Source organism: Lysinibacillus sp. NPDC096382 (assembly GCF_044762845.1).
In the GTDB taxonomy this organism is placed as follows: domain Bacteria; phylum Bacillota; class Bacilli; order Bacillales_A; family Planococcaceae; genus Lysinibacillus.
In genome coordinates this window covers 99481-124558 of record NZ_JBIWFC010000011.1, presented here as the reverse complement: position 1 = coordinate 124558, position 25078 = coordinate 99481, and the positions used below count along the sequence as shown (strand labels likewise).

Here is a 25078-nt window from a genome sequence, read left to right as displayed (position 1 = left end):
AAAATTCAGAAGTTAGGTGATAAAACGCAAAAGTTAATCGATAAAACTAAAAAGTTGGGTGATAAAACGTCTGTCATGTGGATTAGTTGATTCGAGTGAAGACTTGACGCCCTCAGGAAATCACCTCCAATATTGCAGAAGATGTATATATTGCATTACAACCTGAAGGAAGAAGCCTATATTTTTAAGGTTCTTCCTTTTTTTGCTTTTAATACTTGCAAACTTAAAAGTCATAGTGTACTATTTAACTAGCACACTATGACTCGAGGTGTTTATGTTGAAAAATTTTGCAGGGCTGTTGAAAAAGGAATGGATGCTTTATAGGGCATGGCTATTCAGTGGAATTTTTATTGGGATCATGCTGTCAATAATCGTTCCATATTTAATTAGGCGTTTTAGTGGTGAATTTACGATGGAAAACCAGCTGCCATTTTTCTTTTCGATATTAGTACTTATGTTAGGTGTATTTTTTTCGGTATTACAATATCTAGTTAGTATTCGTAATGACTTAAGGACCAAAGAGATCTGGCTGCATTCAACTAGTTCCATTGCACAGCTTGTAGGTGTGAAAATTGTATTTTCCTTAATAGGATACGCTATCTTCAATTTTATCTTTGTAAGTATAGCTATATACAATATCAAAGAAGAGATTATAGGAAACTTCGCCCAAATCTTTTTATTGATTATGCTTGTTGTGTCAATTATTGTTATTTTCCAATTGATGATGTTTGTGATAGTGCTACTATTTTTTACATTTAATCTTCAGATGAAACACTTAATTGGTAACTTTTCTGTAGTTATCACGATGTTTACCTTTTTCTTCAGTTTGAATTTATGGTTCAAATTTACAGAAAGCGAATTATATGATAATATTTTCCATCATATTGGTATTCCATTAACGGGTCTGGAACCATTTTTCCCGAAGTCGTCAACAATGAATTTAAGTTGGGGCACAATGTATATCGTAGATGAAGTAGCAACTTTTATTTTGGTAGCCATCTTATTTATCATAGCGACAAAGTGGTTTGAAAAGGTGGTTTTACGATGACAATCGACTTTTCACGTGATAAGCCCATTTATAGTCAGCTCGTAGATAGGATATGTGGGGACATTCTGAAAGGGAAGTTAGTGCTTGGGGATCGACTTCCTTCGGTTCGAGAATATGCAGTGGAAACAGGTGTTAATGTAAATACTGTGCAACGGGTGTACAAGGAGTTAGAAGCGATGAATATAACGGAAACCAAACGAGGTCAAGGTACATTTATTACAACTGATAAAGAGCGAATTGCGCTTTTACGCGAAGAAATGAAAACACAATTAGCAGATCATTTTTTAACTTCCATTGAAGCACTTGGATTTTCAAAGGAAGAGATGCTCGTTGTTTTACAAAATAAATCGTGAGGTGAAATAAATGCTACAGTTATCGAATGTTTCTTTTCGTTATATGAAAAAGCCTATTCTACAAGATGTGTCTTTTTCCTTTCCGGTTGGACAAATCATTGGGCTTGTTGGAGAAAATGGTAGTGGCAAGTCGACACTATTAAAAGTGTTGACAGGCATATTACGTCCATCAAGTGGTGAAGTATTGCTAAATGGAACACCTGTTACACGTAGAAGTGCTGATAAAATTGCTTATTTACCAGATATTGATTTATTTTTTGATTTTTACACAGGTGAGCAGCTTTTTCAGCATTATGCTTCTCAATTCGAAGATTTTTCGTATGATAAGGCATGTATTGTTGCGGAGTTTTTACAGGTTGATAAAAGTGTGAAACTACGGCAATTATCAAAGGGGAATCGTGGTCGAATGAAAATGGCCGCAACTCTTGGGCGAGAAGTACCTTATTATGTAATGGATGAGCCATTTTCTGGTCTTGATCCTATTGTTCGTGAACAGCTCATTAAAGGGTTAATTCAATTTACTGATATTGAACATCAGACAATTTTATTATCAACACATGAATTATATGAAGTAGAGCCTATTTTAGATCAAATCATTTTATTGCAAAATGGTTCGATTATTGCACATGAGGAAGTAGAGACGATTCGAGATATGTCGAATAAGGATGCTGTGCAATGGATGAAGGCATTTTATAAGAAAGGGTGAAATTAATGACAACACAACCTATTGTTCAATTGCAAAATATTTCAAAAACCATTCGTGGTAAGCAATTGATTCAGCAATTGAATATCGATTTATATCCAGGTCAAATTACTGGATTTTTAGGACCGAATGGAGCAGGGAAAACGACGACAATTCGTATGATGACAGGGCTAATGCATCCAACTGAGGGGAAAGTCATTATTGATGGTATTTCTTTAAAGGAGAATTATGAAGAAGCGATTAGTAAGGTCGGCGTAATCGTAGAAAATCCGGAAATGTATAAATTTATGACGGGCTATAAAAACTTACTGCACTTTGCGCGTATGCATAAAAACGTGACAAAAGAGCGTATTGAAGAGGTCGTTAAACAAGTTGGTCTTGAGAAACGCATTCATGAAAAGGTATCAACGTATTCGTTAGGGATGCGTCAGCGTTTAGGACTTGCACAGGCACTACTTCATCGACCAAAATTTTTAATTTTAGATGAACCAACTAATGGTCTGGATCCAGCAGGTATCCGAGAGTTTCGTATGTACTTACGTAAAATTGCGGCGGAGGATGGAGTATCTGTTTTTGTCTCCAGTCATTTATTATCCGAAATTGAGTTAATGTGTGATCGAGTAGCTGTTATACAAAATGGCAAACTCATTGATATTCGTGATATCAACGTTGAAACTTCTTCGTTTTATTATATTGAAGCTACACCAAATGATCAGGCTGCAGCACTTCTACAAAAGCTTGATTACAACTTTGTGACAGAAAATAACGGTTATGTGGTGGAAATAAAGAAAGAGGATATACCGAAACTCATTTCGCAATTTGTTAATGAAGGAATTCAATTATTTGCTGTACAACCGCATCAAAAAACGTTAGAGGATCAATTCTTAGAAATGACAGGAGGTGGCCAAATTGCTGAAGCTAATTCAAAATGAATGGATGAAATTATGGCATAAAAAAGGAACTTGGGTAATGGTCGCGCTAGTTATCCTCTTTATTATTGGTCCAGGTATTCTGCTGAAATACTTTGATACAAAAATAACAGAAGATATAACGTGGCAAGAAAGTGAACAACAGGCCATTAATAATAATAAAGAGTTTATGAACGATGACAATATATCGGCAGAGGATAAAAAATACTTTGAGGAGCAAATTGCTATTTCGGAGTATCGATTAGCCAATAATGTGCCGTCACAAGTAGATGGAAGCATAGAAAGTTTTATGTCATTTACAGGTAGCATGCTGACTTTAGTGACATTGTTTACAGTTATTACTGCAGCAAGTATTGTATCTAGTGAATTCTCTACTGGTACGATTAAAATGCTATTAACGCGTCCGGTTTCGCGCGCAAAAATATTAACGTCAAAATTACTTACAACTTTCATATTTGGACTCTTATTGTTTGTTGTCAATGTAGTAGTAAGTGCTCTTGTTGGACTGATACTATTTGGCGGTTCAACTGGTGTTGAGCTAGAAATGGTCAACGGTCAAGTTGTTGAAAAAGCAGTATGGAATGATTTAGCTTATCACTATTTACTTTCTGGCGGAAGCTTTGTCATGTCAATATTGTTTGCTTTCTTAGTGGGGTCAGTTTTCCGTTCAAGCTCTTTAGCGATTGGCTTAACGATGTTCTTAACCTTTACAGGTGGAATGATTGTGATGTTCCTAAGCAGATTTAAAATCGTTAAATATATTTGGCTAACACATTCAGACTTAACACAGTATGAAAAAGGCAATTTTATAGTAGATGGTATGACAATGCCATTCTCACTCACAATTCTTGCGATTTACGCTGTAATTTTCCTTGCGATCAGCTATATGACATTTATGAAACGTGATGTAACAGCATAAAAATGCGTTAGCTGTTTCATGAACTGCACCTCAATTGTTAGAAATATAACTAACAATTGTAGGTGCTTTTTTTGTCTGGATGAGACAATTTTAGAATATAATTTTATCCAAAATAAAACAGATACATAAAGATAAGCGGTTGAATATAAGTTATGAAAATAGAAAATTCTGAAAATTGGTTATTTTTCGCTAGATAAAGAATATAATAGATAGTACAATAATTGGTATAGACAACTATACCTAGAGGGAGGCGGAAAATTGTTAGCTTTCTTACAAAAAATCGGTAGGTCGTTAATGTTTCCAATCGCTACTTTACCAGCAGCTGCATTACTATTACGTTTAGGCTCTGATGATATGCTTGGTGCAGTACCGAATAACGTTGTGCATTATATTGCAAGCATTATGGCTGCTTCAGGTGATGCTATTTTAGGTAATTTACCCATTATTTTTGCAATCGGTATTGCTATAGGCTTTGCGCACGATAATAGTGGTGGTGCTGCGTTAGCAGGTGCCATTGCCCATCTTATATTAGTCGCAGTCTTAGGGGCAGTTAATAAAGACTTAAATATGGGCGTATTTGGCGGTATTATTGCTGGTGTTACAGCAGGTTTACTGTATAACAAATTTTATAATGTTAAATTTCCAGAATGGTTATCCTTCTTTGGAGGACGGCGATTTGTACCCATTATAACGTCTATTACAATGGCGGTTTTAGCTAGTATTTTAGCTTTAGTGTGGGGACCAATTCAAGGTGGAATCGATGCAGTAGGGAACTGGTTTATTGGTGCAGGATCACTTGGGGTTGGAATGTATGGTTTTTTCAATCGTTTATTAATTCCAGTCGGTCTACATCATGTTATTAATACAATCATCTGGTTTGACTTTGGCGAATTTACAAATGCTGCAGGTGAACTGGTCAAAGGGGATATCCATCGCTTTTTAGCCGGAGACCCAACAGCAGGACATTTCCAAGCAGGTTTCTTCCCAATCATGATGTTTGGGTTACCAGCAGCGTGTCTTGCGATGTATTTTGCAGCGAAAAAGGAAAAACGTGCAGTAGTCGGTGGTATGTTTGTATCCATCGCGTTAACAGCATTCTTAACAGGCGTGACAGAGCCGATTGAATTTACCTTTATGTTCTTATCACCTATACTTTATGGTATCCATGCTGTATTAACAGGTATTTCGCTTGCGGTTTCTTATATTATTGGGTTCCGTGATGGTTTCGGTTTTTCAGCAGGTTTAATTGACTATCTATTAAACTTTGGTTTAGCAGATAGACCATGGCTATTAATTCCATTGGGATTAGGTTTTGGAGCTATTTACTTCGTCATTTTTTATTTCTTAATCAAGAAATTAGACTTAAAAACGCCTGGTCGTGAAGATGAAGAGGAGGACGGAACGGAAGTTGATTCAGCTATAGCTAACGATTTAGATGTTCGAGCGTACAAAACAATCGAAGCGTTAGGAGGACCAACTAATATTAAGCAAGTTGATTACTGCACAACCCGTCTTCGTATGACTGTTGGCGATGTGGATCGGGTGGATGAAAAAATGTTAAAACAAACGGGTGCGCGTGGTGTTATGCGAATTAATAAGACAAACGTACAAGTGATTATCGGTACATCAGTAGAATTTTTAGCAGAAGCTATGAAAGATCGCCTGAAAAAAGGTAACCCAACTCCTGCAAATATTTCTTTACAGCAAGATCCGTCTGTTATTGAAGAGACTGTAGCACAAGCAACAATTTCTTCAGATGATTTTGAAATGCCCATGACAGGTGATTTAATACCGTTAGCTGAAGTGCCTGACGAAGCCTTTTCATCAGGTATAATGGGACCGGGTTTTGGCATTCATCCGACAGATGGTACGGTTTATGCACCGTTTGATGGAAGAGTAGTCATGATTTTCCCAACGAAGCATGCTATCGGCTTAAAATCCGATACAGGTGTAGAAATACTAATTCATGTTGGTTTAGATACTGTCAAGCTAAACGGTGAGGGGTTTGAAATGATAGTTTCAGAGGGGCAATTAATTCAACGGGGTGATCCGTTATTAAAAGTAGACTTTAAGAACATTAAAGACAAAGTACCTTCTATCGTCACACCAATTGTATTCACAAGTTTAATTGGACGAGAAGTTACACTTGAAAAATCCGGTTTCCAACGAGCTGGTTCTAATAATATTATTTCTATTAAAAAGTAATAAACAAGAGATTCATGAACATCAATACTTCTGAGGGAAGATTACAACTTTTGAAATGTGATTTACAAGTAATTGAGCTTTAACGATTAAAAATTTGAGTAAAGGGGCATCTAGAATTGAAATTAGAACGTTATTCTTCCAGAAAAGATTTATACGCTCGTGCAGTAGACATTATAACGAATGCAAAAAATAACGGTGCTACAACGTTTGGTTTAGCTACAGGTGGTACAATGGAACCGCTATATTCTAAAATCTGTGAGTCTGAGGTTGATTTTTCCAATTGCGTTAGCTTTAATCTAGATGAATATGTTGGACTAAGTGCTAAACATGATCAAAGCTATGCATTTTATATGGATAAACATTTATTTCGCCATAAACCATTTAAAGAATCCTATTTACCAAATGGTTTAGCTGATAATCCTACAGAGGAAGCTGCATGCTATGAATCACTATTACAACAGCATTCGTTAGATTTCCAATTGCTTGGTATCGGACAAAATGGCCATATCGGTTTCAATGAACCAGGAACACCATTTGATTCATTGACACATCTGATAACGCTTGAACAATCAACTCGCCATGCAAATGAACGCTTCTTTGATTCAATCGATGAAGTTCCAACGCAAGCCATAACGATGGGGATTCAATCCATTATGCGCGCAAAATGCATTTTGTTAATCGCTGTTGGAGATGCAAAACGTGATGTTTTAAAACATGTACTTGCTTCTGACTATACTGAAGATGTGCCAGCAAGTGTTTTAACAAAGCATCCAAATGTTGTGATATTAACAGATCTACAAGAGTAGGGAAACGCCCTTGTACGTCCAGCTAGTCATGTACTATTAGACAAGATAATAAGCAGTTGAAGATACAAGAAATAGTAGTACTTCAACTGCTTTTTTAATTTATTGCAGCAGGTGTACAACATCCGCTGCAATAAGTTAAAGCCTCCGGCGGATGTCACGGAAATCGGAAAGAAGTTAATAAAGGATGTTAGCCTAAAATCCTCGCATCCATGCGATAACGGCTAACTGACCTGCATCGGTGCCGCTGCCGCTACGCTTTCGCGCAAAAAACATCTGTTGCTGACGCTACGTTAGCACTGCGCTTTCGCACAAAAGACATCTGCCGCTGCCGCTACGCTTTCGCGCAAAAAACATCTGCAGGCCTAAGCACAAAGCCAATTCCGAACGCAATTATGCTACGGCGTTAGTGTTGTGTAGAAAATGTTTCAAGACGTAAATAGAATTCGATATAATGAATGAAAAACTAGAGAGGCGTGTCTATGGAAACGTTGCAGCGAAAAAAGAAAATTTTCGTGAGATGCTGATTATTATAGGCGTAGCAAATACGATTACATACTGGGGATTGATTTAAAGAGAAAGATGCGCTTTTGCTTCCTAAATCGCTTATAGAGCCTTTAAACATTGAAATAGAAATCCATCTCCATATTTTATCTAAAGGAGGGGAGATATGATTGAATAATTGTTGAATGAAATACCTTTACTAAAAGACTAAACATATACAGAAAGAGTGAAAAAAATGATTAGTGCAACATTATTATTTATCCTCGCAGGAATCGGCGAAATAGGGGGTGGCTATTTAATTTGGCTTTGGTTAAGAGAAGGTAAACCATTTTATTGGGGAGTTATAGGCGGGATTGTGTTGGCTTTATATGGAGTTGTCGCTACTTTTCAGTCCTTCCCAACCTTTGGAAGAGTCTACGCTGCCTATGGAGGTGTTTTTATTGTCCTTTCCATTTTGTGGGGCTGGGGAATCGACGGGAAAAAACCAGACATCTTGGATTTCGTTGGGGCAGGCATTTGTTTGATTGGTGTTTTGGTGATTTTAATCCCTCGTTCATGATAGATAGAATGTTTTTATGAACCTTCACAATTTGAGTAAAATCATGATTGTGAAGGGTTTTTTTACTTTAAATTAAGGCGGTTTTCGAAAAGATTGTTGCTATTCAACTAACAGAGTTGTTCAATGGAAGAAAATGGTTTCTTAAATATATGTGGGAGAAAATGAGGGATAATTATTTTATCTTTGCAGTAATTTTATTTCTTTTATTAGTCGGTTGTTCACAACAAGAAACATTAACAAAGGCAGAAGATAACGCCTCGGATCTAGATATACCTACTAAGGAAAGTGCTTCAAAAGATGGTTATCCAACAAACGAAAATAAGCAAACCTATTGTCCTAATATGGGGGAACTAATGCTTGATGAATCTGACGAAGCAGTTAAATATAATGAAGCCAAAGCAAGAGAAATTTCCAACAAATGATATTCTGTCAGAAGAGGTAATGATAGCAAAAGCACCATTTAAAAAAATAAATAAAAAGCGTCGTATTCAAGTCGTAATTTCCATTTTGATTACTTTTATTATTACAATTATAGGCTCTTTTGTTGTTCAAGAAGTCGAAGCTGTCAATCAAATCTTTTTTCCGCTGAGTACTGCAACTGTATATTTAACGGATGATAAGGAAGAATGGAATACATTAATTAATGTAGTTTGAAAACTAGAAGTTTGCTAAAAGTACATGTAAATCCATTAAATCCTCAAAATGATATGGGAGAACGTATATTACTAAATGAAAATATATATTTTTTTTATTTACTTAAATTACTGGATATAACCAAGAGATTCCTTGAATTTAATCAAAAAGTACAAAAAGAAGGATTTTAAGAACTTGAAATCGAATATCTTATAGTAATCCTAGAAATGTTTGGAGGTTTGCAATTTTGCTACTTTATTTTTAATATCATCTACCTAAAAATTAAAAAATAATTTAGGAGTTGATATAAGTTGATATACCAAAATTCTCTTGATGGAATTTCTTCTGAAATGTTGAATGGTTTTTTTGTAGATTGGCCGAATCCGCCTAATCCACAAACTCACTTAAAGCTGTTAACAAACAGTAGTAAGATAGTCATTGCTTTAGATAATCATACGAATCAAGTAGTAGGATTTATAACTGCGATTAGCGATGGCGTATTATCTGCCTACATTCCGTTCCTTGAAGTTTTGCCGGAGTATAAAAATAAAGGTATTGGCAAGGAATTAGTCAAACAAATGTTAAAGGAACTTGAAGATATCTATATGATTGATTTATGTTGTGATGATGACTTAGTTCCTTATTATGAGAAGTTAGGAATGTTAAAATCAAACGGAATGCTCGTTAGAAATTACGAAATGCAGTCTGGAATTAAATAAAAATAAAGAAAAACGCTTGGATATTTTCAAGCGTTTTTACGTGCTACGTTATTCATCAAAGCTTTCTTTCGATTTCATGTGTGAAAGGGCTGTTATTTTTTTATGGCAACAAAGCGTAATCTGCAATAATCAGCAAACCATTGATGATTCTGATAAAATTCTGACTGTAATAATTTTTCGCATTTTGCATAAATCTGTTCTTTTTCAGTTTCTGATAAATACTTTAGCATATTATTACTGAACATTTTTAGCCAATTACGTAACCCGTCTTCGCCTAGAAGCGGTGTTGGGCGTTCATATAGCGTAATCATTTCAACTGTCAATCCAGCGCCTTCTAATTTCGACTGATATTCTTCTAAAGTTGGAAAATACCATGGGAAGTAATCCTCAATATAAGAAAGTTTTAATTCCTCCATACTTTTTTGCAGTGCCCAAACAATAGAAGCAATATTACCGTGACCTCCCATTTTAGCAACGAAACGACCCCCCTTGTTTCAGTGCATTGTAAATATTTTGAATGACTTCATCCGGCTGTTTCATCCAATGTAATGCAGCATTTGAAAAGACTGCGTCGAATTGATTTGTCAAGTTAAGTACGGTAGCATCCATTGTGTGAAACGTAATATCTGGGTATTTTTGCAGTGCAGCGATAATCATGTCATGAGAGGCATCTATCCCATGAATTTTGGCACCAAGAGCTGCAATTTCATGGGCTAAATCACCTGTGCCACAACCTACGTCTAAAATTTCTTCATTTATTTGTGGTGCAAGCAGATCTACTAAGCTCCCTCCAAATTTTGAAACAAAGTCATGCTTTTGATCATATAAATTGGCACTCCATTTTGTTGTCATCTCTCCTCTCCTTTCTTTGAGCTTACCAAAAAGTTTAATTGACAGAAATGCGTAAAATGATCAGCTTTGATTCCATATTGGAATCTAGAGGGATAAACGCTATAAACAATGCGATACTGCTTTCTGACTAATACCCGTTGGCTTAATTGGTTCATTGAAACCGCTGAAAGCCAATATTTTTTTTCATTCGCACACTTTATTGTGTTACCAAAATATGTTGTTTTTTTGTCAATGTTTTTCGGATAAATAGGTACCATTTGTCAATACGAGTAATATGATATAAAAAAATAAGGGATGTGGTATGGTGACTTGGTTAATCATTTTGGCTTTTACTTTTTCATCTAGTATTGATAATTTGGGTGTCGGACTTTCTTACGGCATTCGAAAGATAAATGTTAGATTTGATAAAAATATTTTAATTTCGGTCATTTGTTTTCTAATGAGTATGGCAGGCATTACATTTGGAGTATGGCTGTCAAAAATTCTTCCAGGTATGCTTCCTGTCGTCATCGGAGCGATATTATTATGTATAATCGGAATTCGGATTATTCTTTTGGCGAAACCGCGGAAACAAGAAACTTCAAAAGTGAATGGAAACAATGCTAATAATAATGTTCAAGATATTTTAAGAAATCCCGAGGAAGCTCAATTCAATAAGTCTGGAGAAATTGGATGGGGAGAGGCTGTACTTCTCGGCATTGCCTTAGCGGCGAATGCATTAACGAATGGTGTAGGTGCAGGTCTACTTGGTCTTTCACCACTTGTCATCTCGATACTTGCTGCAATTGGGAGTTTTATTACTGTTTGGTTAGGTGTCAAGTTAGGGGGTAAAGTAGCAGATGTTCGGATCGGTTCATTTACTGTAGGGCAATTTGGAACAATAATTAGTGGAGTAATGTTGATAATAATCGCTTTTGCTGCTTTCTTCTAATTAATTTGTTGACAAAATGTCAACATAATTATACACTTCTTGAGAATGATCATTTCATGTTTGACAACTACTTTAGTCTGTAAGAAGGGAGAATCGAAAATGGCTGAACAGAGAAACAGTACACTTGGTTTATTGCTAAGAGGGTTATTGAAAGAACGTTCATTATCTATGCGGAAGTTTGGTGAACTTACTGGAATCGACACAGCTACGATCTCACGGATAATAAATGGTAAGAGAAATGCGACACCACAACATTTAGAAAAATTTGCAGACTGCCTTGATGTTCCTTTAATCAATCTTTTTGAAGCAGCAGGATACCCAATTGAACAGAGACAAGAAGAGTCAGAATCAGATTCAGATTCAGATATTCATACCTCTGTTGACGCAATACAATCTCTTCTTAAATCTTCTAATGTTTATGATGATGAATTTTCGGTGTCTCATGTTGAACAGAAACTAGAAAGCTATGGACTCTATGCGCAAACAGAAGAAGGGAAAAATTCGATTCTTAAGGATTTTGACGAAAAAATTAAGAGTGTAGGAAGCATTGGACCGTTTATAAGCAAATTAAAAGAGTTATATGAGAAGTTTACATTGGGGAAGGGAACCATTTTTGAACTAACTTTAATTGGAAGTACATTATTATATTTTATTATTCCAGTAGATGTTATACCGGATTATTTATTTCCTATTGGTTATCTAGACGATGCAATAGCTGTGCAACTTACTACAAAGGCATTACTAAAAAAATAACTTAGACTTAAGTGATAGGTGGATTTATTTATGAAAAGAAGCAAAAAGGGCAGTAAATGGCTAAGGAATTTGTTCTTAGCATTCGCATTAGTAATCGTAGCAGGGATTATTTATGGGGTTTATCAATATAATAGCGGATTGGCTATGGCAGACGATAGTCATTTAAAAGATAACGAAAAGGCGTTTGACCCATTTGAAGGAGCTGATGTGCAATTTGGTCAGATTAATGTGTTATTAATGGGAAGTGACGCTAGAGACGAGGATGGTAGATCGGATAGTTTAATGATTGCACACTACGATCAAACGACAAATGATGTCAAACTTGTTTCGATTATGAGGGATACGTATGTCGACATCCCAGATCACGGAATGAATAAAATAAATGCTGCTTTTGCTTTAGGAGGTCCTGAACTTGTAAGGAAAACAATTAAGCAAAATTTTGATATTGATGTAAATTACTACGCTCTTGTAGATTTTAAAGGATTCCCTAAAATTATAGATCTTTTAGCACCTGATGGGATAGAGGTTGATATTCCTTATGAAATGTCTCATGGAATTGGTATGACATTACATCCTGGGGAACAAGTTTTACATGGTAACGAGTTATTAGGTTATGTACGTTTCCGTCACGATCGCTTAAGTGATTTTGGGCGAGTGGAACGCCAGCAAGAGGTTTTGGGTAAGGTGAAAGAACAAATCGGTGTTTCGAGCTTAATGAATTTGCCAAAAATACTTGGCGTTGCAGATTCCTACATTGATACAAATGTTGATAATAAAACAATCCTTACAATTGCAAAAGGGATAGTAAAAGGAAACTCTAAAGGTATTGACACTTTACGAATTCCTGTTGCAGATGCTTATGAAGACAAACGTGTCAACGTAGGTGACGTCTTGGATATTGACTTAGATAAGAACAAACAGGCATTAGAAGACTTTTTATCATCAAAGGACAATGAAAAAAATGACTAAGATACTTGATGGGACAAAAGGTAACAACAAAATTAAGTAATCAGCAGGGCAAAAATTAGAGTATGTTTTGAACAATTATTTCAAAACATACTCTTCTGTTATTTTATGGGTTCCTTTATCAGCAAATTACATTACCATCAGATTCGTGAAAATTCTCATATTAACGGATGAGCTAAATCACTTTTGCTACATCCAAAATTCCTTGTGCAAGCAAATCTACTAAACTATCTCCAACTAGGCAGCTATGGTTATATCTCTAGTCTGCTTCCTTTAACAAATATGCCAAATTTCACTGCACCTAAAAGCTCCTTGAAATAGATAAAGTAACAGTAAAACCTAAAACAGTTACAGGTACAACTGAAAAGAATGCTACTGTACAAGAACGGGGAAACATTATTAGGGGAAGCAAAAGCAAATTCACAGTGAAGATTAAAGCCAAAAAGGCAGGCACAAGCCTAACTGTTGAAGCTAAAGACAAGGATGGAAACAAAATTGAATCAACAGTCATAGAAGTTGTTTTTAAATAACAAACACTGACATTTTATTGTGCAAGTAAAAAATGAAAAGGGCTGTCATAAAAGTGACTTTTGTGACAGCTTTCATTCTATCCAATGGTTTTCCGTAATAATAGATTAATTCCATAGTTTTAGATATTAAAGTACCGCCTAGATCGGACTCTTAAAAAAGGTAGCTGACGAATTCATCAGCTACCAATCTTATTTTTCAAGCTTCGTTAATGTTTTACCGCTCCAACCAAAGATAATCGTCAAAATTGGTCCGAGTAGACAGAAGAAGGTAAAGGGCAAGTAAGTTGTTGTTGGTATATCTAGTACACTAGCAATGAAAATACCACAAACACTCCATGGAACAAGAGGGTTGACTACAGTACCTGCGTCCTCCATAACACGGGAAAGATTTTTAGGGGCAAGTCCAACCTTTGCAAACTGTGCTTTAAAAGCTTCACCAGTAAGTAGGATAGATAAATATTGCTCACCAATTAATGTGTTAACACCAATCCCCGTAATGGCAGCTCCTGTAATGACAGAGCCAGCGCTTTTAAATAAGCTCTCTACCTTCGCTAAAATACTTTGAATAATGCCGAGCGTAAATAATAGACCGCCCATTGTTAAAGCTAATAAGACTAAGGAAATTGTAAATAGCATACTGTTCATACCACCGCGACTCAGTAATGCATCCACGCCTTTATTCCCTGTAGAAGATACATAGCCCTCAAAAAGGATTTTAAAGACATTCGATAGTGCAATCGGTTCTTGTATGTAGGCAAGCCCGACACCAAGAATTGAGACGACTGCGAGTGTGATAAGTGCAGGCGCTTTGTAAAAAGTCATAATAACAAGAACAACAATTGGCAATAATGTATACCAATGAATAAGTCCAGTAGACAGTAATCCATCTTTAAATTGCTCAACTGTTTCAAATGAAGTATTTGCTTCTGTTGGTGATAATATTGCATAAAGGACGAATGAGATTACGAATGCTGGAATCGTTGTCCAACCCATATTTTTAATATGCTCGAAAAGATCGACGCCAACCGTACCAGATGCAAGATTTGTTGTATCCGATAACGGAGACATTTTATCACCAAAAAAAGCTCCTGAAACAATTGCACCGGCCGTTATCGCTAAAGAGATGTCCATTGCACCAGCAATTCCCATAAAGGCAACGCCCACAGTTGCTACAGTAGTTAAAGAACTACCAACAGAAACACCAACAATACTACAAATCAAAAATACGATTGCAAAGAAAAAACTTGGTGAAACAGTTAAAAAGCCGTAGTAGATAAGTGTTGGAATTGTGCCACCCATAATCCAACTCGAAATTAAAATACCAATAAAGAAGAAAATAAAAACTGCCCCAAGTCCAGCACTTGCACCAGCAATCATACCAGTTTCAAGCTCACGAAAAGGAACTTTTTTTAGTAATCCATAGGCAATTAAAAGTGAAATGACAAGAAAAATAGGTATATGGGGTGTTGCTTTTAAAAACCCAATACTGAGCGCCATCATGGCAATTATTAATAATATTATAAAGCTTGCCTCAATAAATCGAGGGTTACTCTTAGCTTCTATTCGAAACATACTAATCCTCCTACTTGTTACTTCTTCGCTTCAACGCGGTGAAGCCTAAAAGAATTATAGCACGCTAATAAATTTTGTCAATTGGCTGATAAATTTCATTGATGAAATTGGTAGTACTTTACTTAATGGGTGATGAAATAATCCCATGCATTTTTGACAATTAATGTACAAGTCATGATGATAAAAATAATACGCATCATTTTTGTCCCACGTTTCAGCGCAAATTTTGACCCCATTATCGCACCGAAAATCATAACGAAGCCCATAGGTAGACCGTATACAAAATTAACCTTTCCTAATAGTAAAAACATAGCAAGCGCGGCTAAGTTCGATGTGAAATTAAAGGCTTTTGCATTTCCCGCTGCTTGTAAGAAATCATTTCCCATCATTAATAAAAGGAAAATAAAAAAAGAACCAGTACCAGGCCCGAAGAAACCATCGTAAAAGCCAACAGCAGCAAAAACGCCGACGAAGGCTATTTTCTTAAGAGTACTTAATGATCGCTCTTCAGGTTTTTGACCCCAATCTTTTTTGAAAACCGTATAAGCTGTTACTAGTACGAGCATAACAAGCATTAGAGGCTTTAAAATAGCTGGAGATACGAGATGCACCGTATATGCACCAATGAATGAACCAATAAAAATAAAAGGCATTATTTTTTTATTCTTTTTCACATCAACTTTACCAGCTCGTAAAAAAGTTAACATGCTAGTCCCATTGCTAATTGTATTGGCGAGTTTGTTTGTCGCAATAGCTGTACTTGGGGGTAAACCAACAGCCAAAAGCGCAGGTAACGAAATTAATCCTCCGCCACCGACAATCGCATTTAAAAAGGATGCGATAAAGCCAAGTACTAAAAGGATAACAAGTGATAGTAAATCGATGTCCATTTGTATGATACTCACATCCTTATTTGTAAGATAAACTTTTCTTATAACAGTACTGCGAATTGCAATAAATGACAATGGAGTTTATCTTTCGTCATGTAAATATCGTTTACAATCCCTTAACATTGAAAACGAAGAAAAAAATGAAGAAAAAATTGTTTTTTCAAGTATTTTTATAAAAATAAAAGAAAAAAAGGTGATTTTTAAGGAAAATTGATGTTTTTTGTTATCGAGTTTCCAACGTTTTCAACTTGGAAAAATACTTAAAAATAATTGTGGCGAATTTTATATTACATTTTTGTAAATTCAACTATTTTATCTTTAAAAATTTGTAGAACTATGTGAAAGTTTTGTTATGATGATTGCAGAAATCGACAATATTCATTCAACAGGAGGAACATGATGTTCAACTCAAACAAGCAAGATCCATTTTTTAAAGCATTATTAAACATTTCTAAAAACGTTAAAGAAGGTATTTATTACGCTCATAACGCACGTATTGAAAATATAGATTCACTAAAAGAAATCGCAGACACAATGAAGCGATATGAAACAAGTGGAGATAAATTGATTCACGAGCTTATCGTCATGCTTAATAAATCATTTATGACACCAATCGAGCGTGAAGATATTTTATCACTTGCCAATAAGTTAGATGATGTTATTGATGGAATGGAAGGCTGTATTGCTCATTTTGACATGTACAATTTAACAGAAGTTACAGACCCGATGCGCCAATTCTTAACATATATTGCGAAAAGTACAGATGAAATGGTCCAAGCAATGGAGCTATTAAATAGTAAAAAGCTTGTTGAAATGCGTAAACATGCTATTCAAATTAAGGACTATGAGCGTGAATGTGATGAAATTTTCCGCTCATCAATGAAGCAATTATTTATTCAAGAAAAAGATCCGATGCGCCTCATGGTATTCAAGAGTATCTATGAACAATTTGAAGATATTGCAGACTACTGTCAAACTGTAGCTAATACAATTGAAACAATAATTATGCGTAACGCGTAAGATGGAGAGTACGAAATGGATACAATATTACTGATAACAATATTAGTCGTTATATTCGCGCTTGTGTTCGATTTTATTAACGGCTTCCATGATACAGCCAACGCGATCGCAACTTCTGTATCAACAAGGGCTTTAAAGCCACGTACAGCAATCTATATGGCTGCGATTATGAACTTCATCGGAGCTATAACATTCGTTGGGGTAGCAAAAGCATTAACAAAGGATATTGTTGACCCGTTCAGCTTAAATACTTTTACTGGAGATACTACAGGTTCTGTCGTTATTTTAGCGGCATTATTATCAGCGATTACATGGAATTTAGTAACGTGGTACTTTGGAATTCCATCTAGTTCATCGCATACATTGATCGGTTCTGTGGCAGGTGCTGCAATCGCGGCAGCCGGCTTTAATGCCTTGAACTACAGTGGCTTTATAAAAATCATTCAAGCGCTTATTTTCTCACCATTACTTGCGTTTGCAGCTGGTTTCTTAATGATGTCTTTATTCAAAGTACTATTTAAGGATATGAATTTATATCGAACGAATAAAGGCTTCCGGACAATGCAAATTGGTACAGCAGCTTTACAATCATTTACTCACGGTACAAACGATGCGCAAAAGGCGATGGGGATTATTACGCTCGCTTTAATCGCAGGAGGCTTGCATCACACAGATGACATTCCTTTCTGGGTACGTTTTGCAGCAGCATGTGCAATGGGTCTTGGTACATCTGTAGGTGGTTATAAAATCATCAAAACAGTCGGTGGCAAGATTATGAAAATCCGTCCAGTAAATGGGGTTGCAGCAGACCTTGCTTCTGCATCCATCATCTTCGGTGCAACATTAATTCATTTACCAGTTTCTACAACACATGTTATTTCTTCATCTATCATGGGAGTAGGAACAGCACACCGTGTAAGAGGTGTTAAATGGGGCATGGCACGAAAAATCGTGACAACATGGGTAATCACCATGCCAATTTCCGCAGTCATGGCGGCAGCTATTTATTTCATATTAAGTTTATTTTTCTAACATAGTGGGGGGAATGCACAAATTGCGTGCATTCCTTTTTTTGTTTAATTAATTCGAAATGGATTGACAGAAAGACAGGGTAGAGCATGGAAAGAAAAGGCGAAGCGACGGAAAGGCAGATGAAATCAATAACTATACTGAATTAGAAGTCGATTATAAAGAAATTAAGAGTGGCGTTTGAAATCTTTTGGTCTAAGGGCGAGGTGATTAGTGCAGCGAGTGCAAATCAACTGAATGAAATTCACAAGTACTTTAATGCGATTATGGAAGATACATTTAAATAGGTATGACTGATACCGAGAAACGGGATAAAGGATTGAGTATATTAACATCGGCCAAGGGAATTGAACAAGAAATAGAATCCGAAGAAGTCTCTGCATCCATGGCTGATTTTCTTATTACTAATTTAAAGAATATGCTGGCTCAAATGTTGAAGAAAATGGAAAACACCACAGTTTTGTAATTAGCTTGAAGAACGAGATGAATAATATCACTTTAATTTTTGTAGTACATGTTGAATAGTTCAATGTTTAAAAAAGCCGAACTTAGTTTTTAAACCTAAGTCCGGCTTTTTATTTATCTAGGTGATCAGTAACTATAATTGACCGTTTAGAGAGGGTGTCTGAATAGAAGTTAAATATAATCAACATTTGGTTGAATACTTAAAACAGGAGTTTTATGATTTATATAGATACATGAGTAATGGAGAAAAGATAAGTGAATTTACTTTATAAGCTAGACTAACTATGAACTATTATTTTTGAGGTTAAAAATAGTTAAAAGAAATCAAAGACTAAAAGGAGAATGGTTATGCCCCATGCACTAAATAAAGATAATAATAAAATTGCTGTATTCTGTGAGGAAGTTTTAGAACTAGAAAGTGCAAAACTCCCTGATGAATATTATTACTCAAGTCTTCCACTTTGTGTTATTGACTCAGTATTTTCTATAGGTGTTCGGTATGAAGGGGTTAAAAATACTGTAAATAGGTTTTGTAGTTATTTTAAACTTAATAAGGAACGCTTTGGAACCGAAATTCCTGAAATAAATGAACAATTTTCAATTGAACAATTTCTATGTTCTTTTGAAAGTTTAGAATTAGAAATATTTGTGAGCGATGTATTCAAGAATAAGCAAAGAACCTCCCCAACAAACGGCATATTAAAAGCAGAAGCAGTTTATTTATTCTGTAAAGTCTTAATTAAGCATGGAGTAAACTATTTACAAGATGTAAAAAAAATATACGGTAATGAAGAATTTGAAAAAGAAATTAGAGCCATACCAGGTCAAAAAAGTGGTATTTCACTTGTTTATTTTTACATGTTAGCTGGAGATGACCAGTGGATAAAACCTGATAGAATGATAGTACGATTTTTAGAAAAAGCGCTTCAGAGAAAGGTTAAGATTGAAGAAGCGCAAAGTTTATTAGAGGAAACTACTAAAATACTTATAAAACAGTATTCGAATATTACCCCACGATTACTTGATTATCAGATATGGAATTATGAAAGAAATAGCAGTAATTAAACTAAACTGCTACTCATTAATGTTCTTAATAAAGACGACTATCTCAATATAAAAAAATCATTTAGATACACAACGGTGAACCGTATCATAAGTAAGAACGGTTTTTAGAGGAGTATCATTCATATAAAGAATGATACTCTTTAATTTTAATTTAGAATCAGTCTCTTTAGAAAGAGATATATTGAAATAACTATTTGTGAATGAATACACTTAAACTAAACCAGCTAATAGAATGTCAAGAAAAACATTGATAATCCAAAAACACTTCATGTTATACTAAAAATGCGCAAGACAAATAACCCTCCTTATTCAGTGTGGAAGGTTTTTGTTTTATTTGAAAATACTGTTATTAAATAGTTTCCTGGAATGATGCTTTCGTTTTTAAAATCGCATAAATCCAGTGTAAAAGCTTATTAGCAAGCAATAATGGCTACTTTATACGGCTTTCCTTCCTCACGTTTTAAATCGTAGAAGGCTCGTAATCGTTTGTTTCGAGCAATAGTTTCATCTGTTGTTTTCTTTTTACGGCTATCTCGAATGGAACAGCGAACGGCGGTATAAAGCATATGGCGAAGCCTAGCTGAACGGTGCAGTTTAGTTGACGAAGGAAAAAATTACATATATGAAATAAGGCAATACATTGTTAAGGTTTGAGGTTAAATATTCTAAGGAAAAATCTTTAGAACGAAGGGAAGTAACTTAATGTGGGGATGGGGAGAGATTCTTTCAGGTTTTATCCTTATAGATAAAGCTCAAATAATTAGTGATACCCAATTTTAGCAGTTTTACCGTTTTCCCTAGTTTTACGTTCCAAGATGTTTCTGAATGAATATTTTATTATGATATGTAGAGAACCCTGTAGCTCATCGGAGAATTTACGATAAGCTACATGGTTCCCTTATTTAACGAGAAATTCTTAAATTACTCTGTAATCAGTATCGCCGCTGGGGTGTTAAGCGAGCCAGCTGTAGAAGTATAGACTGGATGTGTAACACTAGTTCCTTTAGGTACAGTAAATGTAGCAATCCGAACACCTTGGGTATTGGAAGCCAGTGTAGGAACACCGTAAGTTGGACCATTGTTCCAACGTACAGCGCCGCCGTATGGACCTCCACGACCTGTCAAATATACCTTTAATGTTTTATCGGCTTGAGTTGGGTTTTTGAAAGTGATATTCGCCTTGTAAATAACACCATAATGCCCCTTATTAGTTGCTACAGCATCGCCAGGCGAATAGCTAGTGGCTTTAGTCATTAAGTTGTCATTTCTTCCATTATTTATGGAGAAACTTTTATTGCCGTCTCCGACGGTATATAGAGCAGCAGCGCCATCTGAAGTACCAAAGCCGTCGATATTAGAAAAGTTCCAAGAACCACGCGGATGAGTCCCAACTGGTGACACAACTGCATTTTGATTACTACGAAGATCGGCAGTAGTATTTTTAGCAGCTACTGTTCTGACTTTATAAGACATTGGAGAACTAGACGATAACGTAAACTCAATAATTCCCCCCACCAAATAACCATTTGGTACTTTCCATTCTTTAACTAATCCAACTTTCCCCGCTGCAATGGAACTATCAACCGGAGAACTAGGCGTTAATGTATTTCCAAGTAAAGCTTTTGCGGCACATTTCCCATGAGCTACAAAGCCGGTAATAGTATCGATACAGTCTTTAACACCAGAGACTTTATAAGTACTGCCACTTGAACCATTACCAATGGTAACACCGAACTTGATAGTCGCACCTGTGTTATTGAGATGCCAAACAAACATTCGATAAGTTACACTCGGTAATCCAGATGCAGCATCTGCCCAAAGCGTTGCATAACCATTAGTAAATGGAACAGAGCTATTAATAGTTTCTGGATTATCAGACAAGAAAAAACGTTGATTATTACTTGCTTTACCGTATAAGTTTAAAGATGGTAAAACATTTGGGATTGTCACAGCAGTTAAATCAGATTGAGAACATGAAGCCATAATTATTTCCTCCTAAAAGTTATTTGAGATGTGAGACCAGTAGATGTCGTTGATTAAGGTTATCCACGATTTCTAGCTCTCATATAATTAAAGTGATTAAGAGGGGGAATAAAACAACCTTCATTTTATTTTTTTTATGCAATCGATTAGGTTACTTGGGGTGCTTTACTTGAAGATCATTGAGTTGCATATGCAGCTCTTTTTTTTATTGAACTAAAGGAGTAGAATAGTTTAACAATTTAAGTGGATTTTTATAGTAAAATATTTAGTGAGGTGGGGGGATTTGTTCAAAGAAGAAAGAAAATTTATAAATAGTTTATCTAAAAGAACTAAATTTGTTTCTTTAGGCGTAATCATAAGTTTTTTGAGTATTTTTATTGTGGATTTTTCCTTTATATTTTTCTTGATATGTTATTTGCTTGGAGTATTTTTAATCTTTATCAGTGCATTCATTGGTATAGAGAAGTTTAATAAAAACGTAATAGGAGAGATAACTTCAAGTTTTGGATTAGTATTGATTATGTTAGGGGTATTTGCACCTTTGGGAATTAACCCTAACTTCTATTATGTTCAGATAATAGGGATTTTTTTTATGTTAATTGGATCAACACTAGAGAGTCTAGGAAAGAAAAAAGGTTCTTAAAATAAAGAGAATATTAGAGAAGGACAGATATTAGAACAATGGAGAGTATGGATTGGTCATGACGATAATGAATTAAATATACCGGATATATGTTATTATGAAAAATTATCTCTAAATCATTTAGTACAAATGTACGATTGGAACCAAAAAATATAAAGAACAATATTGTATAGTATTAGAAAGATAAAAATATAAATAGTTCTAATTGAACTCCCATGAAAGAACTAAATCATCTTTCATTTTCTGTGGTGTAGCGCTGGTTTTTGAGCTACATGGATGGCTAATGGGGTGCGATTGTTCAATTAGAGAAATCGCTTTTTCACTAACGGACAGATTAGTTTAAGAAACAATGATATATTATCAAAGAAGTCAGAGGTTAAAAAAGGAGATTAAAATGGATATTAGGAAACTTAATAAAGATGAAAAACTTCCAATGGAATTGTTGCTATTGGCTGACCCTTCAAGAGAAATTATTGAGGAATATGTCAATAGAGGCGAATGTTTTGTAGCTGAAATCGAACAGCAAATTATTGGAGTTTATGTATTACTTCCAACAAGACCAGAAACAGTGGAGCTGGTGAATGTTGCAGTCGTAGAGGAACAACATGGTAGAGGTATAGGGAAAAAGTTGGTAATGGATGCAATTAAGGTAGTTAAGACAAAAGGATACAAAACAATAGAAATTGGAACTGGAAATTCAAGCATTGGGCAATTGGCTCTTTATCAAAAATGCGGTTTTAGAATAATTGGTGTTGATATGGACTTTTTTGTTAAGCATTACCCAGAAGAAATTTTTGAGAATGGTATTCAGTGCAGGGATATGGTTCGTTTATCTCAAGATTTATAGAGGTTCTTTCATTGAGAGAAAGGTTATAGAGGAACCACTTTGGAAAGTTTGTGAAAATGCATTAAATAAATTTCTAAATAAAAATGGAGAAGAAAAAAGGTATTTAAATAATGATTATTAGATTTACCAATAAATGTAGTAATTGAGAAAGCTATTCCTTCATACTTAAAAGCTTATATCTTTTACTTAGATAGGTATCCAGAATTAGAGAGTGATTCAAAATTTAACGATTTATTTAATTGGTATATAGGACTGGCTTAATATAATAGAAGAAGCGGTTTAGATCAAAAAATAATCTTGCCGCTTCTTTTTATATGGCTGATGTTATTATTCCTTAAAAAACGTACAAAGTTACATTTAAATGTTAAGAGTGGAGTTGTCTGAGATTATACACGGAATTGAGCTGCCAATCCTCTTAACTCCTCTGCCAAGTTTGCAAGTGCATAAGCAGATGATGAAATTTCCTCCATTGATGCCGTTTGTTCTTCAGTCGTAGCAGAAATACTCTCTGTGCCTGCTGCGTTAGATTTAGTTATGGAGTGGATCGTATTCATACTACCAACAATTTCTTCGGTGCCTGCTGCCATTTGTTCGACTGCTGCAGATACTTCTTCTACCTGCATCGTCACACTTTGAATGGCACTTTGAATTGAAGCGAAAGTAGTACGTGTATTATCTGTTGTTTTAATTCCTTCATTAACTCCCGCTGTTACTAACTTCATTGATTCAACAGCCGTTTGAGTATCTTTCTGTGTCTCTGAAATCAACACTTCAATTTGGTTTGAAGAAACAGCAGACTGTTCTGCTAATTTTCTAACCTCATCTGCAACGACGGCAAAGCCCTTCCCATGCTCGCCAGCACGTGCGGCTTCAATTGCGGCGTTCAGGGCAAGGAGATTTGTTTGTTCAGCAATTGCTGTAATCGAATCAATAATTTGACCGATTTCATTAGAACGTTTTCCTAACAAGTCGACAACGTCGGATAAGCCTTTTACTTGTTCTGTGATGTCTATCATTTGTTGATTCATTTGATTCGCAGCATTCATACCATTTATCACTAGGGATAAAGAATCCCCAGAAAGTTCGCTTACAGCTTGAGCATTTCCAGCCACTTGTTGAACACCTGTCGAAAGCTCATTAACGGTATTGACTGTGTTGGAAACACTATTCAGTTGCTCTACTGATCCATGAGCGATAGTTTCCATCGTATTTGCAACCATCTCTGTTGCTTGTGTAGTTTCTGCTGCATTAACATTTAACTCTTCAGATGCTGAGGCTACATGATTAGCAGTTTCAGTCACTTTTATTACTGTATTACGAATATTATTAATCATCGTGTTAAATGATTGTGTTAATTGACCGATTTCATCTTTGGATGAATATGTACCTTGGACAGTCAAATCACCGTTGCCTGCCTTTAACATATTTGCCTGTAACTCTTTAACTGGATTCACAATTAAGCGTGCAATCCATGTTGCCAATGTAATAAAGAAAATAATGGCCACAACAGAGAGAATGGAAGCAATAAGCATAGTAGTGAATAGACTTTGTTTATTTTCTTCATTCAGTTGATTGGCATCTTCAGAACCTTGAGTCATAAGATCGCGTGCATCACTTGCCATATTCTCAGCAAAATCATCTAAAATTGTGGTGTAAATAGAATAGGCTTCTGCGTTTCGGTTCTGACTAGCCAAATCAATAACATCTGCCATAGTGCTAAAATAACTATCAACATTGGATTTAAGTGATTTTAACATTTTTTGTTCATCTTCATTTCCTTTGTAAATGGTTTCAAATTTCATGATTGAGTCTTTAACACTTTCAGCTCTCTCGGAGATCATTGTCTTTAGCTCAGCATTATCATTTGCTTCCGTAGTAATCATGAGTTCTAAAACGAAAGAATCCATCGCACGAATATCAGTTCGAGCTTGACCGATATATTGAATTGGCAAAAGTGATTCGTCGTACATTTCACTAGATTTTTTTGCCATATCGTTCGTGTAATAAAAACCGCCACCAGAAATAAATAGCAAAAATATAACAGCGGACGTAATAAGCGTTAGAATTTTCTTTTTAATCGATAAGTTTTTCAAAATATTTCCTCCATCAGCTCAACTATCTTCGAAAAAAGTGGGATATAGTAATAACATTGGATAT

The 25078-nt window shown here is 35.4% G+C and carries 27 protein-coding genes and 1 pseudogene; 21 read left to right on the top strand and 7 right to left on the bottom strand.

Features of this window, described 5'->3' with window-relative positions:
* The first annotated feature begins 274 nt into the window (after positions 1 to 274).
* The 11 genes from ACIQZA_RS16165 (at position 275) to ACIQZA_RS16115 (ending at position 9375) form a co-directional block, all read left to right on the top strand.
* A complete protein-coding gene (locus ACIQZA_RS16165) occupies positions 275 to 1048 on the top strand; it encodes a hypothetical protein (RefSeq protein ID WP_400935635.1) in 774 nt (257 codons plus the stop codon).
* Positions 1045 to 1401, top strand: a complete 357-nt coding sequence (locus ACIQZA_RS16160) for a GntR family transcriptional regulator (protein WP_400935633.1) — start codon at positions 1045 to 1047, stop codon at positions 1399 to 1401. The genes ACIQZA_RS16165 and ACIQZA_RS16160 overlap by 4 nt, the downstream gene beginning before the upstream one ends.
* A gap of 10 nt (positions 1402 to 1411) precedes the next feature.
* Entirely contained in the window at positions 1412 to 2107 is a 696-nt protein-coding gene (locus ACIQZA_RS16155; protein WP_132362901.1) for an ATP-binding cassette domain-containing protein, read from the top strand.
* A 5-nt stretch (positions 2108 to 2112) separates the two neighbouring features.
* Positions 2113 to 3036 carry an ABC transporter ATP-binding protein gene (locus tag ACIQZA_RS16150; RefSeq protein ID WP_400935631.1) on the top strand — a complete coding sequence of 308 codons (924 nt, stop codon included), beginning with the start codon at positions 2113 to 2115 and terminating at the stop codon, positions 3034 to 3036.
* Complete coding sequence (locus tag ACIQZA_RS16145; protein WP_142507830.1) at positions 3014 to 3952, top strand: ABC transporter permease; 939 nt, start codon at positions 3014 to 3016, stop codon at positions 3950 to 3952. Before ACIQZA_RS16150 ends, ACIQZA_RS16145 begins: the two co-directional genes overlap by 23 nt.
* 258 nt (positions 3953 to 4210) lie before the next feature.
* On the top strand, positions 4211 to 6157 hold the full coding sequence (gene nagE, locus ACIQZA_RS16140) for an N-acetylglucosamine-specific PTS transporter subunit IIBC (RefSeq protein ID WP_402882415.1): 1947 nt from the start codon (positions 4211 to 4213) through the stop codon (positions 6155 to 6157).
* 116 nt (positions 6158 to 6273) lie between these two features.
* The gene (locus ACIQZA_RS16135) at positions 6274 to 6963 is read left to right on the top strand and encodes a glucosamine-6-phosphate deaminase (RefSeq protein WP_402882416.1); all 690 of its coding nucleotides are present in this window, start codon (positions 6274 to 6276) and stop codon (positions 6961 to 6963) included.
* Between the two features lie 736 nt (positions 6964 to 7699).
* Positions 7700 to 8023 (top strand): YnfA family protein, encoded by a 324-nt coding sequence (locus ACIQZA_RS16130; RefSeq protein ID WP_100544371.1) that lies wholly within the window; start codon positions 7700 to 7702, stop codon positions 8021 to 8023.
* A 161-nt stretch (positions 8024 to 8184) separates the two neighbouring features.
* Entirely contained in the window at positions 8185 to 8445 is a 261-nt protein-coding gene (locus ACIQZA_RS16125) for a hypothetical protein (RefSeq protein WP_402882419.1), read from the top strand.
* Complete coding sequence (locus ACIQZA_RS16120; RefSeq protein ID WP_402882420.1) at positions 8411 to 8677, top strand: hypothetical protein; 267 nt, start codon at positions 8411 to 8413, stop codon at positions 8675 to 8677. Before ACIQZA_RS16125 ends, ACIQZA_RS16120 begins: the two co-directional genes overlap by 35 nt.
* Positions 8678 to 8967: 290 nt before the next feature.
* Entirely contained in the window at positions 8968 to 9375 is a 408-nt protein-coding gene (locus ACIQZA_RS16115) for a GNAT family N-acetyltransferase (protein WP_402882422.1), read from the top strand.
* 92 nt (positions 9376 to 9467) lie between these two features.
* On the opposite strand, the gene ACIQZA_RS16110 is transcribed toward ACIQZA_RS16115, so the two are convergent.
* Entirely contained in the window at positions 9468 to 9842 is a 375-nt protein-coding gene (locus tag ACIQZA_RS16110; RefSeq protein ID WP_402882423.1) for a hypothetical protein, read from the bottom strand.
* Between the two features lies 1 nt (position 9843).
* A complete protein-coding gene (locus ACIQZA_RS16105; RefSeq protein WP_402882425.1) occupies positions 9844 to 10227 on the bottom strand; it encodes a class I SAM-dependent methyltransferase in 384 nt (127 codons plus the stop codon).
* A 301-nt stretch (positions 10228 to 10528) separates the two neighbouring features.
* On the opposite strand from ACIQZA_RS16105, the gene ytaF reads away from it, so the two are divergent.
* The 4 genes from ytaF (at position 10529) to ACIQZA_RS16085 (ending at position 13407) form a co-directional block, all read left to right on the top strand.
* Positions 10529 to 11158, top strand: coding sequence for a sporulation membrane protein YtaF (ytaF, locus tag ACIQZA_RS16100; RefSeq protein ID WP_402882427.1), 630 nt, complete (start codon positions 10529 to 10531; stop codon positions 11156 to 11158).
* Between the two features lie 99 nt (positions 11159 to 11257).
* Complete coding sequence (locus tag ACIQZA_RS16095) at positions 11258 to 11911, top strand: DUF1232 domain-containing protein (RefSeq protein ID WP_402882428.1); 654 nt, start codon at positions 11258 to 11260, stop codon at positions 11909 to 11911.
* Between the two features lie 30 nt (positions 11912 to 11941).
* Positions 11942 to 12880, top strand: coding sequence for an LCP family protein (locus ACIQZA_RS16090; RefSeq protein ID WP_402882429.1), 939 nt, complete (start codon positions 11942 to 11944; stop codon positions 12878 to 12880).
* A gap of 314 nt (positions 12881 to 13194) precedes the next feature.
* Entirely contained in the window at positions 13195 to 13407 is a 213-nt protein-coding gene (locus ACIQZA_RS16085) for an Ig-like domain-containing protein (RefSeq protein WP_400935888.1), read from the top strand.
* 189 nt (positions 13408 to 13596) lie between these two features.
* Here ACIQZA_RS16085 and nhaC read toward each other — a convergent pair whose 3' ends face one another.
* The gene (gene nhaC / locus ACIQZA_RS16080; protein ID WP_400935614.1) at positions 13597 to 14979 is read right to left on the bottom strand and encodes a Na+/H+ antiporter NhaC; all 1383 of its coding nucleotides are present in this window, start codon (positions 14977 to 14979) and stop codon (positions 13597 to 13599) included.
* Between the two features lie 122 nt (positions 14980 to 15101).
* Positions 15102 to 15869: a sulfite exporter TauE/SafE family protein gene (locus tag ACIQZA_RS16075; protein ID WP_402882430.1), complete on the bottom strand. Its 768-nt coding sequence runs from the start codon at positions 15867 to 15869 to the stop codon at positions 15102 to 15104.
* A 399-nt stretch (positions 15870 to 16268) separates the two neighbouring features.
* On the opposite strand from ACIQZA_RS16075, the gene ACIQZA_RS16070 reads away from it, so the two are divergent.
* The 4 genes from ACIQZA_RS16070 (at position 16269) to ACIQZA_RS16055 (ending at position 19448) form a co-directional block, all read left to right on the top strand.
* On the top strand, positions 16269 to 16889 hold the full coding sequence (locus ACIQZA_RS16070; protein WP_132363005.1) for a DUF47 domain-containing protein: 621 nt from the start codon (positions 16269 to 16271) through the stop codon (positions 16887 to 16889).
* A 15-nt stretch (positions 16890 to 16904) separates the two neighbouring features.
* Entirely contained in the window at positions 16905 to 17921 is a 1017-nt protein-coding gene (locus tag ACIQZA_RS16065) for an inorganic phosphate transporter (protein WP_142507818.1), read from the top strand.
* A gap of 316 nt (positions 17922 to 18237) precedes the next feature.
* Complete coding sequence (locus ACIQZA_RS16060; protein WP_402882433.1) at positions 18238 to 18384, top strand: hypothetical protein; 147 nt, start codon at positions 18238 to 18240, stop codon at positions 18382 to 18384.
* 347 nt (positions 18385 to 18731) lie between these two features.
* The gene (locus ACIQZA_RS16055) at positions 18732 to 19448 is read left to right on the top strand and encodes a hypothetical protein (protein WP_400935609.1); all 717 of its coding nucleotides are present in this window, start codon (positions 18732 to 18734) and stop codon (positions 19446 to 19448) included.
* A 349-nt stretch (positions 19449 to 19797) separates the two neighbouring features.
* On the opposite strand, the pseudogene ACIQZA_RS16050 reads toward ACIQZA_RS16055, so the two are convergent.
* Positions 19798 to 20032, bottom strand: a pseudogene (locus tag ACIQZA_RS16050) (IS110 family transposase); the annotation flags it as partial.
* A gap of 337 nt (positions 20033 to 20369) precedes the next feature.
* Entirely contained in the window at positions 20370 to 21431 is a 1062-nt protein-coding gene (locus tag ACIQZA_RS16045; RefSeq protein ID WP_402882434.1) for a hypothetical protein, read from the bottom strand.
* Positions 21432 to 21714: 283 nt separating this feature from the next.
* Here ACIQZA_RS16045 and ACIQZA_RS16040 point away from each other — a divergent pair, with 283 nt between their 5' ends.
* Complete coding sequence (locus ACIQZA_RS16040; RefSeq protein WP_402882436.1) at positions 21715 to 22074, top strand: hypothetical protein; 360 nt, start codon at positions 21715 to 21717, stop codon at positions 22072 to 22074.
* A gap of 394 nt (positions 22075 to 22468) precedes the next feature.
* Positions 22469 to 22921 (top strand): GNAT family N-acetyltransferase, encoded by a 453-nt coding sequence (locus ACIQZA_RS16035; protein WP_402882437.1) that lies wholly within the window; start codon positions 22469 to 22471, stop codon positions 22919 to 22921.
* Between the two features lie 386 nt (positions 22922 to 23307).
* On the opposite strand, the gene ACIQZA_RS16030 is transcribed toward ACIQZA_RS16035, so the two are convergent.
* Complete coding sequence (locus ACIQZA_RS16030; RefSeq protein WP_402882438.1) at positions 23308 to 25014, bottom strand: methyl-accepting chemotaxis protein; 1707 nt, start codon at positions 25012 to 25014, stop codon at positions 23308 to 23310.
* Positions 25015 to 25078 lie beyond the last annotated feature (64 nt).

Bases quoted from the DNA above. Each gene is read 5' to 3' on its own strand.
- ACIQZA_RS16155 (WP_132362901.1), top strand. From the start codon at position 1,412: ATGCTACAGTTATCGAATGTTTCTTTTCGTTATATGAAAAAGCCTATT.
- ACIQZA_RS16125 (WP_402882419.1), top strand. From the start codon at position 8,185: ATGAGGGATAATTATTTTATCTTTGCAGTAATTTTATTTCTTTTATTA.
- ACIQZA_RS16130 (WP_100544371.1), top strand. From the start codon at position 7,700: ATGATTAGTGCAACATTATTATTTATCCTCGCAGGAATCGGCGAAATA.
- ACIQZA_RS16165 (WP_400935635.1), top strand. From the start codon at position 275: ATGTTGAAAAATTTTGCAGGGCTGTTGAAAAAGGAATGGATGCTTTAT.
- ACIQZA_RS16120 (WP_402882420.1), top strand. From the start codon at position 8,411: ATGAAGCCAAAGCAAGAGAAATTTCCAACAAATGATATTCTGTCAGAA.
- ACIQZA_RS16075 (WP_402882430.1), bottom strand. From the start codon at position 15,869: ATGGACATCGATTTACTATCACTTGTTATCCTTTTAGTACTTGGCTTT.
- nhaC (WP_400935614.1), bottom strand. From the start codon at position 14,979: ATGTTTCGAATAGAAGCTAAGAGTAACCCTCGATTTATTGAGGCAAGC.
- ACIQZA_RS16160 (WP_400935633.1), top strand. From the start codon at position 1,045: ATGACAATCGACTTTTCACGTGATAAGCCCATTTATAGTCAGCTCGTA.
- ACIQZA_RS16150 (WP_400935631.1), top strand. From the start codon at position 2,113: ATGACAACACAACCTATTGTTCAATTGCAAAATATTTCAAAAACCATT.
- ACIQZA_RS16055 (WP_400935609.1), top strand. From the start codon at position 18,732: ATGCCCCATGCACTAAATAAAGATAATAATAAAATTGCTGTATTCTGT.
- ACIQZA_RS16110 (WP_402882423.1), bottom strand. From the start codon at position 9,842: ATGGGAGGTCACGGTAATATTGCTTCTATTGTTTGGGCACTGCAAAAA.
- ACIQZA_RS16045 (WP_402882434.1), bottom strand. From the start codon at position 21,431: ATGGCTTCATGTTCTCAATCTGATTTAACTGCTGTGACAATCCCAAAT.
- ACIQZA_RS16095 (WP_402882428.1), top strand. From the start codon at position 11,258: ATGGCTGAACAGAGAAACAGTACACTTGGTTTATTGCTAAGAGGGTTA.
- ACIQZA_RS16065 (WP_142507818.1), top strand. From the start codon at position 16,905: ATGGATACAATATTACTGATAACAATATTAGTCGTTATATTCGCGCTT.
- ACIQZA_RS16105 (WP_402882425.1), bottom strand. From the start codon at position 10,227: ATGACAACAAAATGGAGTGCCAATTTATATGATCAAAAGCATGACTTT.
- ytaF (WP_402882427.1), top strand. From the start codon at position 10,529: ATGGTGACTTGGTTAATCATTTTGGCTTTTACTTTTTCATCTAGTATT.
- ACIQZA_RS16070 (WP_132363005.1), top strand. From the start codon at position 16,269: ATGTTCAACTCAAACAAGCAAGATCCATTTTTTAAAGCATTATTAAAC.
- ACIQZA_RS16090 (WP_402882429.1), top strand. From the start codon at position 11,942: ATGAAAAGAAGCAAAAAGGGCAGTAAATGGCTAAGGAATTTGTTCTTA.
- ACIQZA_RS16035 (WP_402882437.1), top strand. From the start codon at position 22,469: ATGGATATTAGGAAACTTAATAAAGATGAAAAACTTCCAATGGAATTG.